The sequence below is a fragment of the Streptococcus sp. HMSC072G04 genome, assembly GCF_001813295.1.
GTDB lineage: Bacteria > Bacillota > Bacilli > Lactobacillales > Streptococcaceae > Streptococcus.
Map to the genome: position 1 here is coordinate 84,526 of NZ_KV812044.1, position 23,428 is coordinate 107,953.

25 protein-coding genes are annotated in these 23,428 nt (G+C 43.6%); 4 read left to right on the forward strand and 21 right to left on the reverse strand.

Annotated elements, in window-relative coordinates:
- Positions 1-103: 103 nt before the first annotated feature.
- The 5 genes from HMPREF2904_RS09705 to HMPREF2904_RS09725 all read right to left on the reverse strand — a co-directional run bounded on the left by HMPREF2904_RS09705 (position 104) and on the right by HMPREF2904_RS09725 (position 4,164).
- Positions 104-1,165 (reverse strand): BMP family lipoprotein, encoded by a 1,062-nt coding sequence (locus HMPREF2904_RS09705; RefSeq protein WP_031573707.1) that lies wholly within the window; start codon positions 1,163-1,165, stop codon positions 104-106.
- Positions 1,166-1,240: 75 nt separating this feature from the next.
- A complete protein-coding gene (locus HMPREF2904_RS09710) occupies positions 1,241-1,630 on the reverse strand; it encodes a cytidine deaminase (RefSeq protein ID WP_070662367.1) in 390 nt (129 codons plus the stop codon).
- Positions 1,617-2,279: a deoxyribose-phosphate aldolase gene (gene deoC, locus HMPREF2904_RS09715; protein WP_070662370.1), complete on the reverse strand. Its 663-nt coding sequence runs from the start codon at positions 2,277-2,279 to the stop codon at positions 1,617-1,619. Before deoC ends, HMPREF2904_RS09710 begins: the two co-directional genes overlap by 14 nt.
- A gap of 17 nt (positions 2,280-2,296) precedes the next feature.
- A complete protein-coding gene (locus HMPREF2904_RS09720) occupies positions 2,297-3,574 on the reverse strand; it encodes a pyrimidine-nucleoside phosphorylase (RefSeq protein ID WP_070662373.1) in 1,278 nt (425 codons plus the stop codon).
- On the reverse strand, positions 3,571-4,164 hold the full coding sequence (locus HMPREF2904_RS09725) for a class I SAM-dependent methyltransferase (RefSeq protein WP_070662376.1): 594 nt from the start codon (positions 4,162-4,164) through the stop codon (positions 3,571-3,573). Before HMPREF2904_RS09725 ends, HMPREF2904_RS09720 begins: the two co-directional genes overlap by 4 nt.
- A 90-nt stretch (positions 4,165-4,254) precedes the next feature.
- Here HMPREF2904_RS09725 and coaA point away from each other — a divergent pair, with 90 nt between their 5' ends.
- The 3 genes from coaA to HMPREF2904_RS09740 all read left to right on the forward strand — a co-directional run bounded on the left by coaA (position 4,255) and on the right by HMPREF2904_RS09740 (position 6,096).
- The gene (gene coaA / locus HMPREF2904_RS09730) at positions 4,255-5,175 is read left to right on the forward strand and encodes a type I pantothenate kinase (protein WP_003007638.1); all 921 of its coding nucleotides are present in this window, start codon (positions 4,255-4,257) and stop codon (positions 5,173-5,175) included.
- Between the two features lie 96 nt (positions 5,176-5,271).
- On the forward strand, positions 5,272-5,520 hold the full coding sequence (rpsT, locus tag HMPREF2904_RS09735; RefSeq protein ID WP_003007640.1) for a 30S ribosomal protein S20: 249 nt from the start codon (positions 5,272-5,274) through the stop codon (positions 5,518-5,520).
- A 66-nt stretch (positions 5,521-5,586) separates the two neighbouring features.
- Positions 5,587-6,096 carry a DNA topology modulation protein gene (locus HMPREF2904_RS09740; protein WP_070662379.1) on the forward strand — a complete coding sequence of 170 codons (510 nt, stop codon included), beginning with the start codon at positions 5,587-5,589 and terminating at the stop codon, positions 6,094-6,096.
- A 28-nt stretch (positions 6,097-6,124) separates the two neighbouring features.
- Here the strand turns inward: HMPREF2904_RS09740 and ldcB are convergent, their stop codons facing one another.
- The 16 genes from ldcB to hemW form a co-directional block, all read right to left on the reverse strand.
- Positions 6,125-6,904, reverse strand: a complete 780-nt coding sequence (ldcB, locus tag HMPREF2904_RS09745) for an LD-carboxypeptidase LdcB/DacB (RefSeq protein ID WP_003011416.1) — start codon at positions 6,902-6,904, stop codon at positions 6,125-6,127.
- A 10-nt stretch (positions 6,905-6,914) separates the two neighbouring features.
- Positions 6,915-8,702 carry a TcaA second domain-containing protein gene (locus tag HMPREF2904_RS09750; RefSeq protein WP_176744628.1) on the reverse strand — a complete coding sequence of 596 codons (1,788 nt, stop codon included), beginning with the start codon at positions 8,700-8,702 and terminating at the stop codon, positions 6,915-6,917.
- A 66-nt stretch (positions 8,703-8,768) separates the two neighbouring features.
- Positions 8,769-9,794: a DUF6574 domain-containing protein gene (locus HMPREF2904_RS09755; protein WP_070662384.1), complete on the reverse strand. Its 1,026-nt coding sequence runs from the start codon at positions 9,792-9,794 to the stop codon at positions 8,769-8,771.
- Between the two features lie 393 nt (positions 9,795-10,187).
- Entirely contained in the window at positions 10,188-10,472 is a 285-nt protein-coding gene (locus HMPREF2904_RS09760) for a rhodanese-like domain-containing protein (RefSeq protein ID WP_070662387.1), read from the reverse strand.
- A 13-nt stretch (positions 10,473-10,485) separates the two neighbouring features.
- Complete coding sequence (locus tag HMPREF2904_RS09765; protein WP_070662390.1) at positions 10,486-10,977, reverse strand: prolyl-tRNA synthetase associated domain-containing protein; 492 nt, start codon at positions 10,975-10,977, stop codon at positions 10,486-10,488.
- Positions 10,978-10,989: 12 nt separating this feature from the next.
- A complete protein-coding gene (locus HMPREF2904_RS09770; RefSeq protein WP_070662394.1) occupies positions 10,990-11,574 on the reverse strand; it encodes a uracil-DNA glycosylase family protein in 585 nt (194 codons plus the stop codon).
- A 52-nt stretch (positions 11,575-11,626) separates the two neighbouring features.
- Positions 11,627-13,033 (reverse strand): dipeptidase PepV, encoded by a 1,407-nt coding sequence (gene pepV / locus HMPREF2904_RS09775; RefSeq protein ID WP_070662397.1) that lies wholly within the window; start codon positions 13,031-13,033, stop codon positions 11,627-11,629.
- 34 nt (positions 13,034-13,067) lie between these two features.
- Positions 13,068-13,673 carry a nitroreductase family protein gene (locus HMPREF2904_RS09780; protein ID WP_070662400.1) on the reverse strand — a complete coding sequence of 202 codons (606 nt, stop codon included), beginning with the start codon at positions 13,671-13,673 and terminating at the stop codon, positions 13,068-13,070.
- A gap of 149 nt (positions 13,674-13,822) precedes the next feature.
- Entirely contained in the window at positions 13,823-14,665 is an 843-nt protein-coding gene (locus HMPREF2904_RS09785; protein WP_070662402.1) for a metallophosphoesterase family protein, read from the reverse strand.
- A 10-nt stretch (positions 14,666-14,675) separates the two neighbouring features.
- Positions 14,676-16,511: an excinuclease ABC subunit UvrC gene (gene uvrC, locus HMPREF2904_RS09790; RefSeq protein WP_070662404.1), complete on the reverse strand. Its 1,836-nt coding sequence runs from the start codon at positions 16,509-16,511 to the stop codon at positions 14,676-14,678.
- A gap of 65 nt (positions 16,512-16,576) precedes the next feature.
- Entirely contained in the window at positions 16,577-17,560 is a 984-nt protein-coding gene (locus HMPREF2904_RS09795; RefSeq protein WP_070662407.1) for a CPBP family intramembrane glutamic endopeptidase, read from the reverse strand.
- On the reverse strand, positions 17,557-18,177 hold the full coding sequence (locus tag HMPREF2904_RS09800) for a TIGR01906 family membrane protein (protein ID WP_070662410.1): 621 nt from the start codon (positions 18,175-18,177) through the stop codon (positions 17,557-17,559). The genes HMPREF2904_RS09795 and HMPREF2904_RS09800 overlap by 4 nt, the downstream gene beginning before the upstream one ends.
- Positions 18,170-18,940: a TIGR01457 family HAD-type hydrolase gene (locus HMPREF2904_RS09805; protein ID WP_070662413.1), complete on the reverse strand. Its 771-nt coding sequence runs from the start codon at positions 18,938-18,940 to the stop codon at positions 18,170-18,172. Before HMPREF2904_RS09805 ends, HMPREF2904_RS09800 begins: the two co-directional genes overlap by 8 nt.
- Complete coding sequence (locus HMPREF2904_RS09810) at positions 18,941-19,627, reverse strand: hypothetical protein (RefSeq protein ID WP_003001805.1); 687 nt, start codon at positions 19,625-19,627, stop codon at positions 18,941-18,943.
- Entirely contained in the window at positions 19,617-20,372 is a 756-nt protein-coding gene (locus HMPREF2904_RS09815) for an acyl-ACP thioesterase domain-containing protein (RefSeq protein WP_070662416.1), read from the reverse strand. Before HMPREF2904_RS09815 ends, HMPREF2904_RS09810 begins: the two co-directional genes overlap by 11 nt.
- A gap of 3 nt (positions 20,373-20,375) precedes the next feature.
- Positions 20,376-21,506 carry a radical SAM family heme chaperone HemW gene (gene hemW / locus HMPREF2904_RS09820; RefSeq protein WP_070662419.1) on the reverse strand — a complete coding sequence of 377 codons (1,131 nt, stop codon included), beginning with the start codon at positions 21,504-21,506 and terminating at the stop codon, positions 20,376-20,378.
- 320 nt (positions 21,507-21,826) lie between these two features.
- Between hemW and HMPREF2904_RS09825 the strand changes: the two genes are divergently transcribed.
- Positions 21,827-23,350 (forward strand): ATP-binding cassette domain-containing protein, encoded by a 1,524-nt coding sequence (locus HMPREF2904_RS09825; RefSeq protein WP_070662422.1) that lies wholly within the window; start codon positions 21,827-21,829, stop codon positions 23,348-23,350.
- The last annotated feature ends 78 nt before the right edge of the window (positions 23,351-23,428 follow it).

Genomic DNA, 23,428 nt, shown 5'->3' on the forward strand with positions numbered 1-23,428 from the left:
TATTTCAATAAAATCTGCTAGGCGACTAACAGATTTTATTGAGACAAAAATGTCTCACTTTAAAAGAAACGGCCCTTAAAGGGAGGGCCGCTCCAATCAAATATTATTTTTCAGGAACTTTAAGAGACCCATCAAGGATTTTAGCTTTAGCATCTTCTACAGCTTTTTTAGCATCTGCAGAAAGGTTGTCAGTTGTCAAATCAACTCCACCATCTTTCAAGCTATAAGTAATCACTTTACCGCCAGGGAATTTACCGTCAGCAGTTTTCTTAGCCAAGTCTTTTACAGATTCTCCGACTTTCTTCAAGCTTGAAGCCAATACAAAGTTAGATTTTTTACCATCTTTAGAAGTGTATTCACCTTCAGCTTTTTGGTCACGGTCAACACCAAGAACCCAAACTTTTTCGTCTTCATTTTTCTTCTCGTTCAAGTCTTTAGCTTCAGAGAAGACACCTGCACCAGTACCACCAGCTACTTGGTAGATAACGTCTGCACCTGCAGCGTATTGTGCAGCAGCAATTGTTTTACCTTTCGCAGAGTCACCGAACGAACCAGCGTAGTCTACTTGAACTTTGATAGATGGGTCAACAGATTTAACACCAGCTTCAAATCCAGCGCGGAACCGAGTGATAACTTCACTTTCCATACCACCTACAAAACCAACTTGTTTAGTTTTTGTAGTTTTTGCAGCAGCGATACCAGCAAGGTAACCAGCTTCGTTATCGGCATAAACAGCAGATGCTACGTTCTTTTGTCCTTCAATACGGTCATCGATGATGACATAGTTCACATCTTGGTTGTCTTTTGCAGCTTTTTTAACAGAGTCGCTCAAGGCAAAACCAACACCAAAGATCAATTTGTAGTCGTTAGAAACAGCTTCATCAAGGTTTGTCGCATATTGAGATTCATCTGTTGATTGGAAGTAGTCAAATCCGTTCCCTTTAGAAAGACCGTTTTCTTTACCCCAAGCTTGCAAACCTTCCCAAGCAGATTGGTTGAATGATTTGTCATCCACACCACCAGTATCGGTAATGATAGCAGCTTTCAAATCTGTTTTAGATTCTGAGTTTGCGCTATCTTTTTTAGACGCACGATTTCCACATGCTGCAAGTCCGATAGCAGCGACAGTTACTAGACCAAGGCCTAGCCATTGTTTCTTGTTCATTACTGAACCTCCTAAATTATTGTGCAACATTGTTGCGAAGTATTGAAAGGGTCAAAAGACCGCCTCACAGACCTATTAAGTCAGGTCTGTAAAGGAATATGGAAGTAATTCCTTGACCGTCATCACGACCGTCGATTTATCTTTAGATACTAAGGTTACAGGAAGGTCTGGCTCAAAAAATTCAGCCATGACCTGGCGACAAGCACCACATGGAGAGATGGGCTTTTCTGTTTGCCCGTAGATAATGAGCTCTTGAAACTCACGAGCTCCTTCAGAAACAGCTTTAAAAATGGCTGTCCGTTCTCCACAGTTGGTCAAACCAAAACTGGCATTTTCGATATTGACACCTGTATAGATTTCTCCATCCTTCGTTAGCAGTACAGCTCCAATTTGGAAATGAGAGTAAGGCACATAGGCTTGTTGACTCACTTCAACTGCTAAGTCAATCAACTCAGTAGTCGCCATGAGCCACCTTACCTTCCATGATGGCTACACCAGAAGAAGTCCCGATACGGGTCGCACCAGCTTCGATAAAAGCAAGAGCATCTTCATAAGAGCGAGCACCACCAGAAGCTTTAACACCCATGTCGAGTCCAACAGTTTGACGCATTAAGGCCACATCTTCTACCGTTGCTCCTCCAGTTGAGAAGCCAGTTGAAGTCTTCACAAAGTCTGCGCCAGCTGACTTAGCAATTTGGCAAGCAACGATCTTTTCATCATCTGTTAAGAGACAAGTCTCAATGATGACTTTGACCAGCTTATCACCGCTCGCTTCGACTACAGCTTGGATATCTTCCTCAACTAGTGCTAAATTCTTAGACTTAAGAGCCCCGATATTAATGACCATGTCAATCTCATCGGCACCGTTTTGAATCGCATTTTTTGTTTCACACGCTTTGACAAATGGTGTATTTGCTCCTAAAGGAAAACCAATGACGGTACAAACTTTAACGTCTGAATCGCGCAAGCCCTCAGTCGCAAAATTCACCCATGTCGGGTTCACACAGACACTCGCAAAATCATAAGCCTTGGCTTCTTCGATCAGCTTTTCGATCTGTTCTTGTTGTGCATCTGGTTTTAAAAGAGTGTGATCGATATATTTATTTAACTTCATACAATCTCCTGAGCTGCTTAAGATATTATTTCAATAATTTCTTTAACGCTTTCAGCCCTTTCTAGTATTTTAACATTTTTTTTGAATTCTGTAACTCTTTCTTGTGAATTTTTTTCATTCATGAAAATACGGGCAATGCGTTCCCCTTTTTTGACGTGCTCTCCCACTTTTTTGTCAAACACAATTCCTGTTTCGTAATCGAGGGGATCTGATTTGACAGCACGGCCAGCACCCAAGCGCATGGCAAACAAGCCAAACTCCATGGCAGGTAAAGCAGCAATGACGCCATCTTTGTCCGCTGTTACTTCAAGGACCTGATCCACTTTAACGGGACGATGCAAATCTTCTAAGTCTCCACCTTGAGCTGCGACCATTTCTTCAAACTTCGCTAAGGCTTGACCATTGGTCAAGTGTTCATGGATGGCCTCGATCGATTGGTCTACATTGGCCAATTTCAACATGATTTGCGCTAATTCACAAATAAACTCTGTGACATCAGCGCGCCCCTGTCCTTTCAGAATATCCAGGGCTTCCAAAATTTCTAAGCGATTGCCAATGCTAGTTCCCAAAGGTTGGCTCATGTCTGTAATGACAGCGATAGTTTTCCGACCCACTGCATTTCCAAGATCCACCATGGTACGTGCTAAGCGACGAGCATCCTCAATATTCTTCATAAAGGCACCCTCGCCCACCGTCACGTCCAAAAGAATAGCATCCGCACCAGCAGCGATTTTCTTACTCATGACGGAGCTAGCAATCAATGGAATGGTATCCACTGTCGCCGTCACGTCACGAAGAGCATACAAAAGTTTGTCTGCTTTTACAAGTTGGTCGGATTGACCAATGACCGATAAGCCGATCTCCTGCACCTGCTGGATAAATTCCTCTTGGGTCCGTTCAATCTGGAAACCTTTAATGGATTCCAACTTATCGATGGTCCCACCTGTGTGTCCTAACCCACGACCGCTCATTTTGGCAACCGGCACTCCGAAACTTGCAACCAAAGGCACCAAGACCAAGGTCACCTTGTCTCCGACACCACCAGTCGAGTGTTTGTCCACCTTAATCCCAGGAATAGCTGACAGATCAAACTGTTGCCCCGTTTGGACCATCTTCATGGTCATATGAGAGATTTCTTCTGTCGTCATCCCTTTAAAATAAACAGCCATAGCAAAAGCAGACATTTGGTAATCTGGTACTGTTCCAGCCACATAGCCCTCAATCAGCCATTCAATTTCTTCCTTGTTTAAGGCAAGACCATCTCTTTTTTTCTGAATGATATCTACTGCTCTCATGATTCTTTCTCACTTCTTAAAATATAATAGCCTTTGTCTTTTTTTACGGTCTCACAATTGCCAAACGTCTCTTCCATCTTGGCCTTAGCGCTCGGAGCCCCTTGTTTTTTCTGAATGACAATGGTCAAATCTCCACCTGGTTTCAAATGTTCAAAACTATCAGTGATCACTTGGTGAACCACTTTCTTACCTGCTCGGATCGGCGGATTACTGATCACATGGTCAAAGACCCCTTCTACTGCTTCATAGACATCCGAAGAAAAGATCTGAGCTTCCACGCCGTTTCGGCTAGCATTTTTCTTAGCCAAGTCTAGTGCCCGCTCATTGACATCGACCATTGTCACTGCAACTCCCTGGGCTTTAGCGAGAGAAAGGCCGATCGGTCCATAGCCACAGCCAACATCTAGGACACTTTCTCCTTCTTGAAAATCCAGGGTTGATAAGAGCACCTGGCTTCCATAGTCAATCATTTTTTTACTAAAGACGCCAGCGTCCGTATAGAAATTCATCTTTTGCCCCAATAAAACAACAGCCAGATCATGAATATCATGGGCTGCATCTGGGTTTACATCGAAATACATTTTACTCATAAGGTTATTTTATCATAATTCACTCCTTTTTTAAATCGTTTACATGACCTCTAAAAATTGGTATACTAAAGACTACAATAGGAGTGACATATGGACAAAGAATTTCTACATTTTGAAAAAATTAATCGGGAAACCTGGCAAAATTTGCACCGCAAAACCACCCCACCTCTCTCTCAAACAGAGCTCAATTCTATTAAAAGTTTTAACGACCGCATCAACCTCCAGGATGTACGTGACGTCTACCTGCCTTTGACAAACCTGATTGGAATCTACAAGCGTTCCAAAGAAGATTTGGCCTTTTCAAAAGGTATTTTTCTCCAAAAAACGAGTGAACGCCAACCCTTTATCATTGGGGTTTCAGGGAGCGTTGCGGTTGGAAAATCTACCACTAGCCGTCTCCTTCAAATCCTGCTGTCACGAACCTTTGAAGGCTCGACAGTAGAATTGGTGACAACGGATGGCTTTCTCTATCCAAATGCTATCTTAAAAGAACAAGAGATCCTCAATCGAAAAGGATTTCCGGAAAGCTATGATATGGAATTGCTCCTTGATTTTCTCAATCAAATTAAAAACAACAAGAGCGTAGAAATCCCTGTCTATTCCCACGAAATATACGATATTGTCCCAGATGAGAAGCAAACTATTTTACCGGCTGATTTTGTCATTGTCGAAGGGATCAATGTCTTTCAAAATCCGCAAAATGACAGTCTCTATATGACCGATTTCTTTGATTTTTCGATCTATGTGGATGCCGCGGTCGACGATATCGAATCTTGGTATATCGATCGCTTCCAAAAACTCCTTGCATTAGCTCAGAATGATCCCAATAACTACTACTATCGATTTACAGAGCAACCCCTAGAAGAAGTTTTAAGCATGGCCCATCAGGTCTGGGAATCCATTAATTTAGTCAACTTGCAACATTACATCCAACCAACCAGAAACCGAGCTGATCTGATTCTCCATAAGGCAACCAACCATGAAATCGACGAAATTTATCTCAAACGCTAGAGAAAATGGCCTTTTAACGGTACTTTTTTAAGGAAAAGCTATTTTAGGCTTGTCAAATCTTAACTTTTCATATATAATGAGATAGTTAGATTATCAATGGAGGTGAATAACTTGGCAAACATTAAATCAGCTATCAAACGCGCTGAATTGAACGTTAAACAAAACGAAAAAAACTCAGCTCAAAAATCAGCTATGCGTACTGCAATCAAAGCTTTTGAAGCAAACCCATCTGAAGAACTTTACCGCGCTGCTAGCTCAGCTATCGATAAAGCAGAAACTAAAGGTTTGATCCACAAGAACAAAGCTAGCCGTGATAAAGCACGTCTTGCAGCGAAACTTGGTTAATCAAGAACAGCATAAAAATCAAGCTCTCCGGAGCTTTTTTTGTGCCTAAAATTTTGAGAGGTGCTTATGAAAATTGTTATTATCGGCTATTCTGGATCAGGTAAATCCACCTTGGCTGAAAACTTATCCCGCCACTACTCCATTCCCAAGATCCACATGGACACCCTTCAATTTCAACCGGGTTGGATAGACAGTGACCGGGATACGATAGAAGGTGAGATGAGACAGTTTCTCAGCGATCATAAAGACTGGGTCATTGATGGTAATTACTCTTGGTGCTGTTATGAAGAGAGAATGGAGCAAGCCGACCAGATTATCTTTCTAAACTTCTCTCGTTGGAACTGCCTCTTTAGAGCCTGGAAACGATACCGCCGTTATAAAGGCCGCGTCCGTGAGAGTATGGCAGCAGGCTGCCCTGAACGCTTTGACTGGGAATTCATTCGTTGGATCCTTTGGGATGGACGAACAAAAAGTGCCAGAGAAAGGTATCAAAGCATCCACTCCACCTACCCTGAGAAATTTCTCTCTCTCAAGAATCAAAAAGAGCTAGATGCGTTTCTAAAAAACATACAATAAAAAGGTTGGGATATCAATCCCAACCTTTTTATTTATCAACGTAATCGCCACCGGTGAAGCCATAGTATTCTTCCAGACTCAAACCTGAGTCCGCGATATCTTGCGCTTCTTTTCCGATATAGCGGAGATGCCAACTTTCTGGCATGTAGCCTGTCACTTTTTCTTTTCCTTCTTGGTAACGAACCACAAAGCCATATTTAGCAGCATTCTTGAGCAACCACTTACTTGGTCCAGGTTCTGTAACCAGATTACCACTGGTATCGATCAAATCAAAGGTCAAACCTGTCTGATGTTCACTATAACCCGGTCTTGCAGAATAACGATCTGCGGCTTCCTGACCATCTTGATTGACATAGTTTTGGTAGAGGCCAACTTGGGTGTCGTAGCTACGAAAACCACTATATTGGTCACTGATCGGATAACCTTCTGCCTGCATGGCTGCGATCAATTCATGAAGGGCTGAAACAGCTTCAGGATCTTCCCCTGGGTTAAAGTCAGGCGACAAGGGATAATGTTTGTTGGCGATCATGACCTCACCATATTTCCCTTTTACACTATAGTAGGAACCATTATAGCTGACACCAGAGTCCACTTTCACATCTGACTTACCAGCTTTTGACGATTCTTCTTTGCCAGTCTCTTTTGACGTATCCTTTGCAGAAGACGTTTCCTTGGAAGACTTGGTTTGCGTTTGTTTAGTTTCTTCTTTTGCAGAAGATTTAGAACTAGTGGATTGAGATTGGGAGCAAGCTGTCAGGGTTAACAAGGCAACTGTCACCAAAGTTAATTTGGAAAATCTTGCTTTCATGGGGAATCTCCTATGATTCTTTTGTTACGACAATATCCGTAATCACATAACTTGAACCTACTTTTTTCAAGGTGTAGGTCTTGTACTTGCGGTTTTGTGAATCTGGATGGCTATCTGTATAATGCACGGTAAAGTCTTCATAAGTCTTGATTGTCACCACACCATTTTCTTCCGTGACACTTTGAATGTCCAAAGCTCCTGGAGTATAGTAGTCAATTTTAGCCTTTCGAACACCATCACCAGTTGTGAACTCAACCATGTCTTTGTAGGCTTGACTTTGTGTGTCATAGTATTTAGAGTAGGTGTTATTTCGATTTGAAACTGAGCTAAAGACAGCGTCGCGGTACTCTTTCAAGAACTCTTCCGCCAAGGTCCGATTTTGTTCTTCTTTGGCTGCTTGCGCTTTCTTAGCATCTTGTGCACTCTTGATGCGTTTTAGGGTATCTTTGGCTAGTTTGAGTTCGATCGGATCGTTTTCACCCTCTTCAATCGTCACCTTAGCCTTCTCAGTTGTATAGGTTTCCCCATTCATGTTGAAGACAGCATGTACTTCAATTTCTTGATAAGGGATGCTGTCTACTTCAAAGGTCGTGCTCGTTCCGACTTCTTTGCCGTTAACCACAACCTTCACATCCGTTGGGTTTTCAACTTCATCTGGGAACTCAACTTCTAAATTTCGTTTTTCAGAATTCAACTGCAATTCTAAGTTATTCTTGGTTGCTTTTTTAGGATTGAGATGGATCTTAGAAGTAACATTTCCGACCTCTGTTTTAGCAGTCAATTCCATTTCTTTTGTATTGTAATGGAAAGAACCAAGGTCTGTCACTGCATCTTTCTTCAAGGTCACCGTTTTATTGGCAGTCACTTTAAGTTTGGCTTGATCCAAATTAGTCTTGACCTTCACTTGCACTGGATAGCTAGCCACACGGTATTCTTGGAAGATTCCAAATTTCTTGTCCGCCTTTTCCAAACCAAAAATCTTGTTTCCAGATTTATCCGTATAGCTGCCTTCTCCACCATTATCAATGATCTTATTCAACTCTGTGCCGATATCGACCCCTTGATCTTCCATGCTGGTGATAAAGTTTTCAGATTCATCCTTCGTCCATTTATCGTTATCGGTTGAAAGCAGGTCTGCTGCTTCGCGATAATCTTTGGTGTCCACTGCCTTAATGAATTTATCTGCAGTCACTTCGACACGTGTTGTAGACTGGAAGTAAAAGAAGGCTGCCACCAAAGCGATCACAAGGACTGCAATAGCAGAAATAATTCCAATTTTCTTCTTGGAAAGTTTCTTTCCACCCTTCGTTTTCGGGGCCTTTTGTTTTTTCTGAGCTGGACCTGCTTCTGTGACATTTGGACCAGCAAAGATCTGCGTTTGCCCAGCAGCAAGTGGAGTTGTATACTCCTGAGTTGGCTGTTGAGGTACATATTCCTGTGTTACTTCTGTAGAATCTGGGTTCGCAAATTCTGCTTCAGGCACAGGTCCTACAAAAAACTCAAAGTTTTGACTTTTAGCCGCGGTAAATTCTTCTGCACTTGGCTTGCGCCCATAGGTTTCTTCAAAATGTTGCAACCAAGCCTGACGAGCTGCTAGAAGTGGATCAACATTCTTCACTTCTTCAACTGGTTCAACCACTGGTTCCTCAACAGGAGCTACTTCCTCTGCTGGGGCATTTCCTGCGATAGACTGAATTTGTTTCAAATCAAATCCACAAGCTTTCCCAGCCATAAACTCTTCTGGTGACGGTTTGCGACCGATCACTTTTTCAAATAATTCAACCCATTTCTTTTGCATGGATCTCTTCTCCCTCATTATAAAATAGGGAAAGTGGGTTCCCCCACCTTCCGTTTTGTGATATTGTTAGAATCCAAAGTTAGAGAAATTTGGAGCACTTGGAATAAATCCTACGGCTACTTGTTCTAAAATACGAGCATTCACATAAATGACAAAGATGGCAATGAGAAGCAAGACAACAGATGATGCTACTAGAAGCAAGAACTTATCTGCTTTAAAGCTTGTCTTGTTCAATCCTTGATGAACAACATAGCATGTTCCAACAAAGAACAAGAAGAAAATAAGGAAGTTTACAAAGCCATAAAATTCATAAACTTTTACAAGACCTACTAAGAAAGCAAGGAGGGCAAGTGGCAAAGTGTAAACAGACAAACGTCCAAACTCTTCAAATGAACGACCGTAACTGTATTCCTTATCTTGAAGAACCACACGACGAACAAAGAATCCAGCTACTTGGAAGGCATAAACGCTAAAGAATAGGGAAATCAATGTCAACATAAAGGCACGGAAATCCATTCCATAACCACCTGTAAATCCACTAGCTGTGAAGAATGTCCCCAAGGTCAAGATAAAGGCAGTTAAGACATACTGTAAAATTCCGTTAAGAGCTTTTGGATTTTCTACAGCAGTTGGACGTTTCAAAGCTGAAAGGAACCAATTCCAGTAACCACCAACGGCTACACCAAATTGACTTGGTTGGGCAGGATAAGGTTGTCCTGGTTGACCTTGGTAAGGAGCTTGTTGATAAGCTGCTTGAGTAGGTTGTTGGTAGGCTTGTTGGAAAGCAGGTCCATTCGCTGGAGCAGCTTGAGGGGCAGGCTCTTGAACTGGAGCTGCGACTGGTTCTTCTGTAGGAGCAGTTGGCGCTGCAGGAGCTGCTGGCGCTGCAACAAACTCTGGGGCTTGTGGAGCAGCAACTGGTTCTTCCACAGGGGCAGTTGGTGCTGCGACAAATTCTGGGGCTTGTGGGGTTTCTGGAACCACTACTTCTTCTTGAAATTCTCCTGCAGCCAGTGCTTGAGCAATTTCTTCTGCACTAGCAGAACGACCATTTACGGCTTCGAAATAATCCAGCCAATCTTGTTTTGACATAATGAATCTCCTTAACTATTGTTTATACTAGGGTATTATACAAAATTTCTGAACCATTTTCAATGAAAGGCTGGAAATTCCCTGTAATATCTTTTGAAAAACATACAAATTCTACTCATTTTTAGAAATTAGTAAAGAAAAAGAGGCTGGGCAAAAATTGTCCAGCCTTTGATGTTTGATAGGAATAAGTGCAAGACGCAGTGGTTGATTGGCATCTTTGTTCGCCTTTTAAGCTCCAAAGATGACCTAATGAGGGAAACAAAGTTTCCTTTATCCACAACCTTCAACAGTCTCCCAGACTGTTGAAGCTATGCGGAGGTGGGAAGATTGAAAAGGTTTGGGGAACCTTTTCAACTTTTTTTATTTTACGGAGTTCTTTCCCACTCCCGTTTCTTAGGATTCAAATGCATCTATGCCACCTTGGACGTTGGTCACATCGTAGCCTTGCTCTTTCAGAAATTGGCAAGCACGTGCTGAGCGTCGACCAGACTTGCAGATGACATAATAGGGCTGATCCTTCTCTAATTCCTGGTAGCGATCTGCTAACTCAGATAAGGGAAGAAGACGAACCCCATCTAAGTGAAGGGCATCATATTCCTCCTGCTCACGAACATCAAGAACGTGTAAGTCTCCTTTTTGATAAGCTTGGTAAAAGCTTGAAAATAGAATTTCTTTCATGATTTCTCCTTTGTTATGGAAGGCTTAGGATTTCATAGTTAAAGCCAATAGACTCTAAAAATCGGAACAAGTCTTGGGTTTTAATAAAGATCGTCTTTTCGTTGGTATTGGGATGGAAGGTCATGATCTCCTCTGACACAATGTCTTTATCGAAATAGACTCGAATATCTTTTTCTTCATTGTTCAATAAACCAAATGGAGAAACCGTTCCTGGCGGTAATTGCATTTTTTCAACTAAAGAATCTGCTGAAGCCATGCGGATCCGGTTGGCTTCCACTTGCTCTTTGAAATCATCCATATCCAATGGTTTCTGGTCATCCATGATGAGCAAATAGTATTGGGTTTTCTTCTTGTTGGTCAAAAACATGGTCTTAGTCCGGACACCTTCTAAGCCTTCAATATAAGAATCCGCCTGCTCTGTCGTGAATGCAGGTGGGTGCTCCACCACATCAAATGAAATTCCTAACTCATCTAATTTTTCTTTAACTTGTTGATAAGGATCCATCGTCGCTCTCCTTTATTTTTGAATGATCTCTTGTACTAAGGTTTGCAATTCCGGCACCACCTCTGCCTCAAACCAAGGATTTTTAGCCATCCAAATTTGATTGCGAGGGGAAGGGTGAACAAGTGGAAAATAGGTTGGCAAATAATCTTTAAAATGGTGAACCCGTTCGGTTACCTTGCCACTAACCTTCTCATGAAGGTAGTATGCTTGGGCATATTGTCCAATTAAGAGGGTCAACTCAATATCTGGACACTCCTTGAGGAGTTGAGGATGCCACTTTTCCGCAAAGCCTTTGCGAGGTGGAAGGTCACCAGATTTTCCATGCCCTGGGAAATAAAAGTCCATGGGAATGACCGCAAACAAACCAGAATTATAAAAGGTGTCTTCGTCAACTCCTAACCATTCGCGCAGGCGGTCACCACTCTTATCCTTCCAGTAAATACCAGCTTCTTCCGTCTTCATCCCTGGAGCTTGTCCGATAATATTGATACGAGCTGTCTTTGGAGCTGCAAAGAGTGGCTCGATTCCTTTATCCGTATATTCTTTATTTTGAGGATCTGCCATAATGGCTTGTTTAATGCTTTCAATCCTTGACATAAGTCCTCCTTCTATGGAAAAACTCAGCCAGAAAAACTAGCCGAGTAGTGGATTATTTGATTAGTTCATAGATAGCTTCTGCGTAAATAGCAGCTGCACGATAGAGATCTTCGACATCTGCGAACTCATTAGCTTGGTGCATGGTATTGACATAGTCTGGGAACATAGCACCAAAGGCAACCCCACGTTTCAAGAGACGACCAAAGGTACCACCACCGATCACTTGTTCATGTCCTTTGAGGCCAGTTTGTTTTTCGTAAACACGCAAGAGGGTGGATACCAATTCATCATCCATCGGAACATAGTGAGGTGTGTGACCGTGGGCTGACAAGCTTACTGTAGCCACTCCTTCGATCTTTTCAAGGGTGGATTTGATGGTTTCAGGATCTGTACCTTGAGGGTAACGGATATTGAGGGCAATAGTGTTGTCTGCTTGGCTTTCATCAAAATGGAAGACACCTGCATTCATGCTCAATGGTCCCATTTTGGCATCTGTATGGGCAATACCTAATTTTTCACCAGCAAAATCTTCGTGAAGAAGCGAAGCTGTCACATGAAGGTAAGCCTTAGCAGCACCACCAAAATCAAATTGGTTCAACAAGAGAGCCAAGTAGGTCGCACCATTAATTCCATCTTCAGGAGTTGATCCGTGAGCAGATTTCCCAACAATGGTAACGGTATAGGTTTCTTCGTCAACAGTTGAGATTTCATACTTGAGCTGGTGTTCCTTGGCAAAGGCATCTAAGAGGCCAGCAAGATCTGGAAGTTGACCAGAAACGACTGCAGTCGCTGACTCTGGTACCATGTTTTCACGAAGGCCACCTGTAAAGCTATGAAGATGGGCATTTCCTGTGTTGTCATTTCCAAAATGAAGGTACTCAGTGATGTTTCCTTTTTCCCCATTGATGATTGGGAATTCCGCATCTGGAGAGAAGCCAAAATCTGGCTCAGGAAGTCCGACATGTTTGAAATAGTAATCCATGTCGCCCCAGCCTGATTCTTCATCCGTACCGACAACAAAGCGCACGCGCTTAGAAACAGGGAGTCCTAAGTCTTTAATGATCTTCAAACCATAGTAGCAGGCCATTGTAGGCCCTTTATCATCAGACGAACCACGCGCATAGAGCTTGCCATCGATAATTTCTGGTTTATATGGATCCGTTTTCCAGCCACTACCTGCAGGCACGACGTCCATATGGGCAAAGATCCCAAGCTCTTCTTCTCCTTCACCAAAAGTAAAGTGACCGGCATAATTGTCGACATTCTTGGTTTCATAGCCATCACGTTTGGCAATTTCCAAGAATTTTTCAAGAGCTTTTACAGGACCAGGTCCAAAAGGATGCTCTGCATCTGCCTTGCTGTCATCGCGTTCAGAATTGATTTCCAAGAGGCTGTATAGGTCAGCCATCATCTCATTGCGACGTTTTTCTACTTCTGCTTTAAAGTCAACTGTTGTCATGAATTCCTCCTCGATCTTCTATTTGCTAATTGGCTTAGCGTTTGTCAATGATTTCGTCCACTGGTAAGCGATAACTTGGCTCTACTTTTTCAGCCGCATAGCCAACCGTAATCAAAACTTCCGGACGGAAACGCTCTTCAATGTCCAAGACTTCATTGATTTTTGATTTATCAAATCCCAAGATAATATTGGTTCCAATGCCTTGGTCTGTCAAAGCAAGTACCAAGTTCATGGCCACAAGACCAGCATTCAAAGCCAAGTAATCACTTGTTTGTTTGGCATCATAGCGCGCAAATTCAGCAGGAAGATTTTGCATAAAGTATTGCAACTGCTCGTCTGTGAAGTTTTTAACCCCACCGACACGCGCAATCTTGCGAGCCCGTTTTTGCAAATCAGTATCTGTAAAGAGGGCGATGGTCACAGGTGCTTCCATGACTTGATCGTAGTTTGCACCATAGGCTAATTTTGCCAATTCCGCATTTTTTTGACGAACGACCACAAATTTCCAAGGCTGGCTATTGTGGGCGCTAGGGGCCAATGTTGCGATCTCAATGGCAGTCCGTACATCCTTTGGATCGACCGGTTGGTCAGTGAAATGCTTGATCGCATGGCGTTTTTTATTGAGCTCTAGAAATTTCATAAGCTTCTTCCTTTTCTATTTCTGTTACCTCTATTTTAACACAAAATGAAAGAGCTTGCAGGGTTTTACAGCCTAAGATTGTGAAAAAAGAAGCGGACATTTTAAAGATCCGCCTCTTTTTGGATAGGTTGAATACACAAGAGATCCACCTATGATTCATTGGAAAGATTGAAATAGGCAGCTACTTCTTTGGCATAACCGTATTTCTCAATTAAGCTCGTTAGAAGCTCGATGTTATGGCCCCGATAGTTATCCTCGCGTCTCAATTCTTCGTACATCTCAATAAAGGGAAGGCCCTTGTCCTTAGCATCTTGGAGCTCTGCTTCATAGTCATAGGCCACCTTACGAAATTGCAGGTTGGTCACCCCATCATCTTCGACATCGATCAGAGCATACTGGGCTCTGTGGTTTTGAATTGGTTCCCAGTCAAAATAAGGCATACCAATAGTTCCTGGATTAAGGATCTGTTGGCCCTGACTGCCATAGCGAAGCAACTGTTTGTGGACATGACCGTAGATCGCCATATCCGTCTGATCATCCAGCAACTGGTCAAAGTTCTCCGTCGCATTAGCTGGACGCAAGTCTCCACCGTAATTCTTTTCTGGCAAGTTGTGGGTCAGTGAAAAGCGAATACCGTTGACCTCCTTCTTCTCTACCAAGGGAAGGGAGCGAAGCCAATCGATCCGCTCAGGATCTAGTCCTTCCATGAGGTACTGAGTGAGCCGAAGAAGTTGGATTTCCTGCGGATTTTCAAGACCGTACTCGCCATCCAAGGCCTCTAGGACACAATCATCCCAATTTCCACGAACAGCCACTGTAATCGGAATCGCATCCAGCAACTCAAAAAGGTCCTCTCGTCCAGGCCCCGGTAGCAAAATATCCCCTAAAAGCCAGTATTCCGTTGCGCCTAGAGCACGCGCATCCGCAATCACTGCCTTGAGGGCTGTTGTATCTCCGTGAATATCAGATAAAATAGCGATTCGCTGGTTCATTATAAACTCCTTATGATTGGTATGGTTCAGAAGCCTCCGCCACTTCCATCAAGGGACTTGCTTCTTCCTGCTTTCCTTGATGGAGCTTGGCTTGCACTGCCTCTGCGACTACTCGTGGGATGCCGACTGTGACGATCTCATCCACAGTAGCTTCTTTGATCTTGGTCAGTGACTTGAAGTGCTTCATCAGCAACTGCTTGCGTTTTGGTCCCAAACCTTCGATGCCGTCCAGCTGGGAGGAGAAGGAATTCTTAGACCTTAGCTGGCGGTGGAAGGTGATGGCGAAACGGTGGACTTCATCCTGGATCCGTTGCAGGAGGAAAAATTCCTGCGAGGTCCGAGAGAGTTCGATGACTTGGAGAGGATCGCCGAAGAGCAATTCATGGGTCTGGTGCTTGTCATTCTTTTGCAGGCCTGCGATAGGAATGTCCAGCCCCAACTCTTCTTGGATGACTTGCTTAGCGATATTAACCTGGCCCTGACCCCCATCGATGACGATCAGATCTGGTGGCGTCAGGCCATCCCGCATAACCCGGCTGTAGCGTCTGCGAATGACTTCTCGCATGCTGGCATAGTCATCTGGTCCGACAACGGTCTTGATCTTGTACTTGCGATAGTCCTTTTTGCTTGGCTTCCCGTTAACAAAGACCACCATGGCTGAGACCGGACTGGTCCCCATGATGTTGGAGTTATCAAAGGACTCAATGCGCACAGGAGTTGGAATTTGCAGGAGTTTTCCAAGATTTTCAATGGCACCTTGGGTCTTTTCCATGGATTTTTCAAGGAGATTGAACTTCTGCTCCAGACTGACACGCGCATTTTTAATAGCCAGATTGACCAACTGCTTCTTCTCCCCTCGCTGGGGCTTGAGGACCTTGGTATCTACTAGGGCCTTGACCGCTTCCTCATCGATATCCTGAGGGATCAGGATTTCATTGGGGATCAGGTGAGATTTCTCCTGGTAAAACTGCCCCACATAGGTCAAGAAATCCTCGTCCGGATCATTGTAGTAGGGAAAGAGGTTGACGTCACGCTCGATCAGCTTGCCCTGACGGACAAAGAAGACCTGCACACACATCCAGCCCTTGTTCACGTAGTAGCCAAAGACATCCCGGTTCTGCAAATCCTTAGCCATGACCCGCTGTTTGGTCCGCAGGGTCCCGATGGCCTGGATCAGATCGCGGTACTCGGCTGCCCGCTCAAATTCCATGTTTTGCGCAGCAGTATTCATCTTGAGCTTGAGCTCATCGATAATCTTATCATCCTGCCCCTTGAGGAAATCAGAAACCTCCTGCGCCATGCCCTTGAAATAGGCCTCGTCCTTGTGGCAGACTGTGTGGGCCATACATTGCCCCAGATGATAGTAAAAGCAGACCTTGGAAGGCGGATTGGTACACTTGCGGAATGGGAAAATCCGATCCAAAAGCCGCTTGATCTCATTGGCCGCTCCTACGTCTGGATAAGGACCAAAATAGAGACCACCATCCTTTTTGACCTGGCGCGTGATGATGAGGCGCGGATAACGCTCATTGGTAATCTTGATGAAGGGATAGGACTTGTCGTCCTTGAGCATGATATTGTACTTGGGCTTGTTCTCCTTGATAAGGTTGATCTCAAGAAGCAAGGCTTCAATATTGGACTCGGTGACGATAAATTCAAAATCCACAATCTCAGATACCAGCGCTTCCGTCTTAGTATCGTGGCTTCCTCTGAAATAGGACCGCACCCGATTGCGAAGATTTTTGGCCTTCCCCACATAGATGATGGTTCCGTTCTTATCTTTGTGAATGTAACAGCCCGGACTCGTCGGCAAGAGCTCGAGCTTGGATTTAATCAAGTTATTCATACTCTCTATTATATCAAAAAAGAGAGGCGCTTACCTCTCAATTGTATGTATCCAACTTTACATCCTCAGCCTTTGAGATTAGCCATCTGGAAGAGCGGAATCACATAAGGAACAATAGACATCAGGATAGTGAATAGCACGAAGAACCAGAACCAGAAGGACGCGAGGGCACGCTGGAAAACTCCCGGTTGAGGTTTATTGGCTTGAATATAAGCCTTGATAGCTGGCCATTTAGTCGCAAGAACCACTATCATGACAATGGAACCAATAGCTAAAACACCGATTTGAAGCCAATTCGCTAGTCCCTCGTCCACATGATAGGCCACATAATGCAAGCCTTGGGAAATGACAAAGTTATTGAAAATGTGATAGAAAATAGCCCACCAGATATTGTATTCAAAGGCAATGTAGCCGAAACCTAGACCAATGATACTCGCGAAAAAGAGCTGATCAAAATTGGCATGGAAGAGACCAAACAAGATAGCCGTCATGACAATAGCAAAGATCTTGCCATACCGTTCCAAGCCTCGCAAGCCTGCCCCACGGAAGAAGAATTCCTCTGTGATTGGACCAAAAAAGCCAGCATACAAGAGCATAGTCCATGATCGCTCAATCGTATTACCTAGATCGGGTGTTGGAGAATGAAGGCCAATGGTCTCAAACATGCGCTCAATCACTTGTGTCATCACAGATGAAAAGACTTGAGAAAAGCCAAGAAAAGCGAGAAGAATAAAGAAGACTGAAAGAGTCATCTTACGCCCCTTGTGCTTAAGATCATATTTATAAAGGGCCTTCTTGCGATAGGCATTAAAGAGAAAGAGTCCAATGGAAATAGAGATGAGGTAGGGAATACCAGCCCAAACATTCAGGGCATTGAGTTTCTCCGTTACTTGACTTGGATCTTTTCTGAGAGAGCCTGCTATGGTCAATCCAAGGAGGACTTCCCACAGGACGGTTACCAAGGTCATTACCAAGAGATAAATGGCAAGTGTCCCGGAATACCTTCCTATATCTTTTTTAGGGTCTAATAATCGGTTGTATTGGTTCATTTCTTCCTCCTAGAAAATAGATAAAAACTCGCACACATTCCTTCGTATAAGACAAAGAAAATCAAAAAGGCATGCATAAAGTAGTCTTCTGGTAACGCAAGAATAATCGAATCCACGCGCGGATCAAAGAGCCAAGTATTATCTCCAGCAAATAAGACCTGATGAAAGAGCGTAAAGAATTGATCAAAGCCAATCAAAACAGCCATCACTGCAAGCACTACTGGTAAAACCATCATCCAAAAGAAGAGACTACGGTACAAGGTCAGGTAGCCTTTTTTGACGACTGTCCGCATAAACTGGATAAAACCAGGGAGAGTGACCAAGAAAACGACCATCACTAAGTGAAATAGGTACTTGACGGCCTCAAAATGGTGTAGTCCATTTTTTGAAGAGGGGAATTGAGGCATCTTCAACACCCATTGAAAAGGATTGGTCAAGTAGTTCATCAAGACATTAAAATTCTTCATGATGACAGATGCCGAAAAACCAGTCCGGCTTTGAATCCCCAACCAATGAATCTCCATGGGATAGAGGACCCAAGCTAGAGCGATGGTGAGAAGGATGGCAGCTGACAAGATAAAGAAAAATAGGTTGATTGATTTCAAACTTTTAAGCATCAAAATCCCACTCCGCTAGACTGGCAACAACATGTGTCGGTGCAATTGGTAAGGTCGGTACTTCTTCTGGTTTGGTAAAACCTGTCGTTACCAAAAGGGTTGGAATCCCATTGTCAATACCTGCACGAATATCTGTTAAATAATTGTCCCCGACCATAACCACTTCTTCTCTTTCAAGCCCCAAGTGTTCAATGGCCTTATCCATAATGATGGCCTTTGGTTTGCCAATGATCACTGGCTTGACCCGTGTCGCTGCTTCAACAAGGGCAATCAGAGATCCTGCTCCCGGCAACAAGCCACGCTCTGTTGGAATGTTCAGGTCCGGATTGGTCCCGATAAAGTGCGCTCCTTTTTGAATCGCCAAGGTTGCTTTAGCAAACTTCTCATAATCCACTTGCCAATCCAGCCCAATCACCACATAATCAGGTGCTTCTTCATCCATGATATAGCCAGCTTCTTCAATAGCATCTTTGAGCCCCGCTTCGCCGATCATATAGACCTTTTTGCCCAAATTTTGGTCATTCATGTAGTCAATTGTCGCAAGGGTAGCTGTATAGATGGTCGACACAGGGGTTTCAATATTAAAGTGAGTCGCCAGCATATCCCGAACAGTCTCTGGTGTACGGGTTGTATTATTGGTGACAAAGAGATATGGAATCTCACGCGCCTGCAATTCATGGACAAAAGCTTCTCCTGCTGGAATTCGTGATTTTCCTTTGTAAATGGTGCCATCCAAATCAATTAAATAGCCCTTGTAGTGCATTTATTCTTCCCTTTCTGTATCAGCTTTTTCATGCAACTTCTCTGCATCGACTCGTCCACCAGACCCATATAAGAGCAAGGCTCCAGCATAGAGGACAAATTGTAAAATCAACCCTGTAAAATTGATCCCTTGATTTCCTGATTGGGTAAACAAGAAGGAAGCCACCATGAGGATCACAATGGTCAACAACAAACCTATTACGGTTGCCTGATCCACACTGATTTGATAAACCGTGCGCTTGGTGCTCCGGTTCCGGCCGTCTGACTTGGTTTCTGGTTGCAAATTTTCTACAAAATCAGTCACCAAGGTCGCAGCGAGGCTGACAGTTGTGCTAAAGAGCACGCCTTGAGACAAACGATGATAGAAATTAGACCAGAAAGAGCCTGATTGGCTGGTAATGCCGACCGAAAAGATCACGACAGGTAAGAGAAAGGCCAAGGTGAAATGGATCCAGACCCGGTACCAACGTACATCTTCTTTCAAGAAACGGCTAAAACTCTCTAAATTCAAACGGTAGCGGAAAAATTTGTAAATTTCTTCCACCAGGATGATGCCCAAAGCACAAAGAGTCAAGAGCCAATCTCCCAACATGTACAAAGGGTTCTTTTGACGCTTAGCATAAGCCACAACCCGTTTTTGGTAGCCTGCTAGCTCTTGTTTTTTATTTTTTAATCTTCTACTTTCCATAAGTCCAACCCTTTTCTTCTACTTCTTCCCACTCAATTTCAGCTTGGGCATTGATATGACCATCTGAGCTAATTTGGTGCTGGGTTTTCAAGCCCTCTTGTTCATATTGAGAGGTGATGATACCTCCTGCCAGCACTTCTTTGACATATTTTAGATGAACTTTCTTAGGGACATGTTGGGTCAAGAAGTCCGCTCCCATCACCTCAAAAACCCAGTCCAAGTACTTGCTATTGTTGACATGTCCGTTCATATCCAAGTCGTAAAAACGAACCCGGTATTCTTGTTCCACGCCCCCTTCCAATTCTTTGAAACGGGGACCACGGAGCATGGTTTTTGAAAACTCTGAATCAAAGGCATCCGTGATTTCGCTCATAACAGGATGGACCTTGCGTGTATCACGATCCATCAAGACAAAGGTCGCCACCATCTCAATGATGGTATTTCCCGCTTCGTCCTTGATGTTAAAGGCCCGGTAGCAGAAGAGTCGATTGTGACTCATGGCATAGGTTTCGATAGTGATCTTCTCATCAAAAACTGGGAGACGATCGATCTTCATATTGTAATCCGTGATAATCCAGACTAGATTGTAATTCTCTAAAATGTACATATCACTCATGCCCAGCTCAATCGATTGCATGCCTGATACCTGCAAAGACAGCAAGATCAATTGGGGAATTTTTATAAATCCATTGACATCGCTCATATCAAAAGGAATTTTCATGCTGTATTCAAATGTTTTTGCCATCTTCTACTCCAAAATAAACTTCTCTGCTACAGTGTCTCCTAAAAAGAGACCTTTCTTGGTCATGCGAACAATGTCCTTGTCAGGCACCAAGAGTCCTTGCTGGGTCAATTCCTCAACCACTGGTCCATATTGTTGGTCAAAATTCACACCAAACTTTTCTTCGAAACGCCTCTTGGAAACGCCTGTTTTCTTACGCAGTCCCAGAAACATCTCTTCTTCCATCATTTCAGTCTGACTCAGATGTTCTTCTTGGACACGCGCATTTCCCTCTTCAACCGCCTGCATATAGTGACGAATAGGCCCATGATTCTTATAGCGAACACCGTTGACATAGCCAGATGCACCAGCTCCCAAGCCATAATACTCCGCATTATCCCAATACATGAGATTGTGTCGACTTTCAAAACCAGGCTTGGAGAAATTGGAAATTTCGTAATGCTCAAAGCCCGCACGCTCCAACTCCTGAATGATGTACTCGAACATCTCCGCTTCTAACTCCTCCTTTGGTAGAGGAAGCTTGCCCCGTCTCATGCGATTCATAAAGACCGTGTGATTCTCTAGAATCAAGCTATAGAGGCTCATGTGGGGAATGTCGAGGGCAAGAGCCTTAGCGACATTTTCCTGGACCTGCTCCATGGTTTGCGTTGGAAGGGCATAGATGAGGTCGATCGAAATATTGTCAAAACCAGCCAGCTTTAGACGATCGATATTGTCATAGATATCCTGCTCTTGATGGCTCCGACCAATCTTTTTGAGCAAGCGATTATCAAAGGTCTGTACCCCCAATGAAACCCGATTAACCGGTGAATCCTTTAAGACAGCGATCTTATCCGGATCCAAATCACCAGGATTGGCCTCGATGGTCAACTCCTCTATCTGAGAGAGATCAAGCGACTTGGTTAGCTCCTTGAGAAGATAGGCTAGCTGATCCGCAGTTAAGGCTGTCGGTGTCCCACCCCCGATATAGAGAGTCCGTAAATTTGTGATTTCTTCCCGACGAAATTCTTGGATCAAATGATCCAAATAAGCATCGACCGGTTGGTTCTTGATAAAGACCTTCGAAAAATCACAATAAAAACAAATCTGGGTACAAAATGGGATGTGGACATAAGCGGACGTTGGTTTTGTATGCATACCTTTAATTATACCATAAAATCCCCCCTAAGTCCGAGAAGAAAAGGGTGGATGAAGCAAGGTTTTCCTTGACAAGAAGGAATGAAAGGAATAGAATAAAGCTAATTACATTCGGAGGTAAGGAGATATGAACAACTAAGTTTCGTTAAATAAGATACTTTATTTAGTGGACTGCTTGTTCTATCTCTTTTTGTGTGCCCTCTCGCCTATTCTCCAACTTTTTGTTGGCTATATTAGGTCTTTTTATGCTTGGGTTTCACTTGAATACAGCTCTACTAAATAGGTAGAGCTGTTTTTTTGTCCCAGTAGAAAGGAATCTTATGCTAAAACTATCCCACCTCACCATCCGCCACACAAAAGATTTACGCGATTTGGTTCGCGATCTGTCCCTAACTATTCATGAAGGGGAAAAAGTTGCTATTATTGGCGAAGAAGGAAATGGAAAGTCTTCTTTGCTTCATGTCCTCATGTCCCCAAAATCCCTACCAGATTATCTGACCATAGAAGGAGAAATCACCACTTCTTTTCACTCCTATGCCTATATTCCCCAGTCTTTACCGGAAGCATTAAAGGGAAAAACATTGGAAGAATATTTTTTTGGAGAAGACGAGTTAGACTATGCCACCCTATACAGACTAGCCGATCAATTGCAATTTGATAGCGACCGCTTTGCAAGTGACCAAGCTATTGGAAGTCTATCTGGAGGAGAAGCCCTTAAAGTCCAACTGCTTCACGAACTTTGTCGTCCTCATGAATTACTATTTTTAGATGAACCTTCAAACGATCTGGATTTAGAAACCCTGGACTGGCTCCAGCAGATGATCCAAACGAGCCCCCAAACCATTCTATTTATTTCCCATCATGAGGATTTTTTGACTCAGACTGCGGATACCATCATCCACCTAAGACAGATCAAACACCGCAAGGAGGCTGAAACCATTGTAGAGCATCTAGGCTATCAGGACTACAGTAGCCAAAGGGAGCAACAATTCAAGCAGCAGTCCCAGCAAGCTGCCAACGGTCAACGAACCTACCGAAAAACAATAGAGAAGCATCGTCGCGTCCGTCAGCAAGTTGAAACATCCTTACGAAACACTAAGGATAGCACTGCTGGACGTCTCCTGGCAAAGAAAATGAAGTCCCTCCTCTCACAAGAAAAGCGCTACGAGCGAGAATTCCAATCCATGACTTCCCAACCCTATGATGAGGAAGTTATCAATCTTCATTTTTCTCCCCTCACTCCCTTGTCTCCTCAAAAACGAGTCCTTCTCTTAGATCAGGAAGAGCTCGCAATTGGTGACCGAGTCCTGGTCAAGAACCTCTCCCTTACTCTTCTAGGACAGGATAAAATAGGGATTATCGGTTCCAACGGTGTGGGGAAATCCACTTTCCTAAAAATGATATGGAAAAGTCTACAGAAGAATGAAAGTATCCGCACTGCCTATATGCCTCAAGATTACACTGAAGGCCTCCCTCTGACTCAGACACCCGTTCAATTTCTACAGCATTCAGGCGATCGCGAAGAAATCAACACCATTCAATTGCATTTAGCCTCCCTAAACTTTACCTATTCTGAAATGCACCATCCGATCTCTGAACTTTCTGGTGGCCAGCAAGGAAAACTCTTTCTCCTTCAATTAGTGCTCACAAGTCCCCAATTTCTACTCTTGGACGAGCCTACTCGCAATTTTTCCCCCACTTCCCAACCAGAAATTCGACGCCTATTCGCAGACTACCCAGGCGGACTAGTCACGGTCTCCCACGACCGGACCTTCCTCAAAGAAGTCTGCCAAAAAATCTATCGTCTGACCGAAAACGGTTTGGTAGAAATAGAGTCGCTCTAACGTAAAAAAGATTGGCCAGAACCAATCTTTTAAATTGAAAATGAAGTCCTCTTAGAAACTTTCCTTAGGTGAGAACGG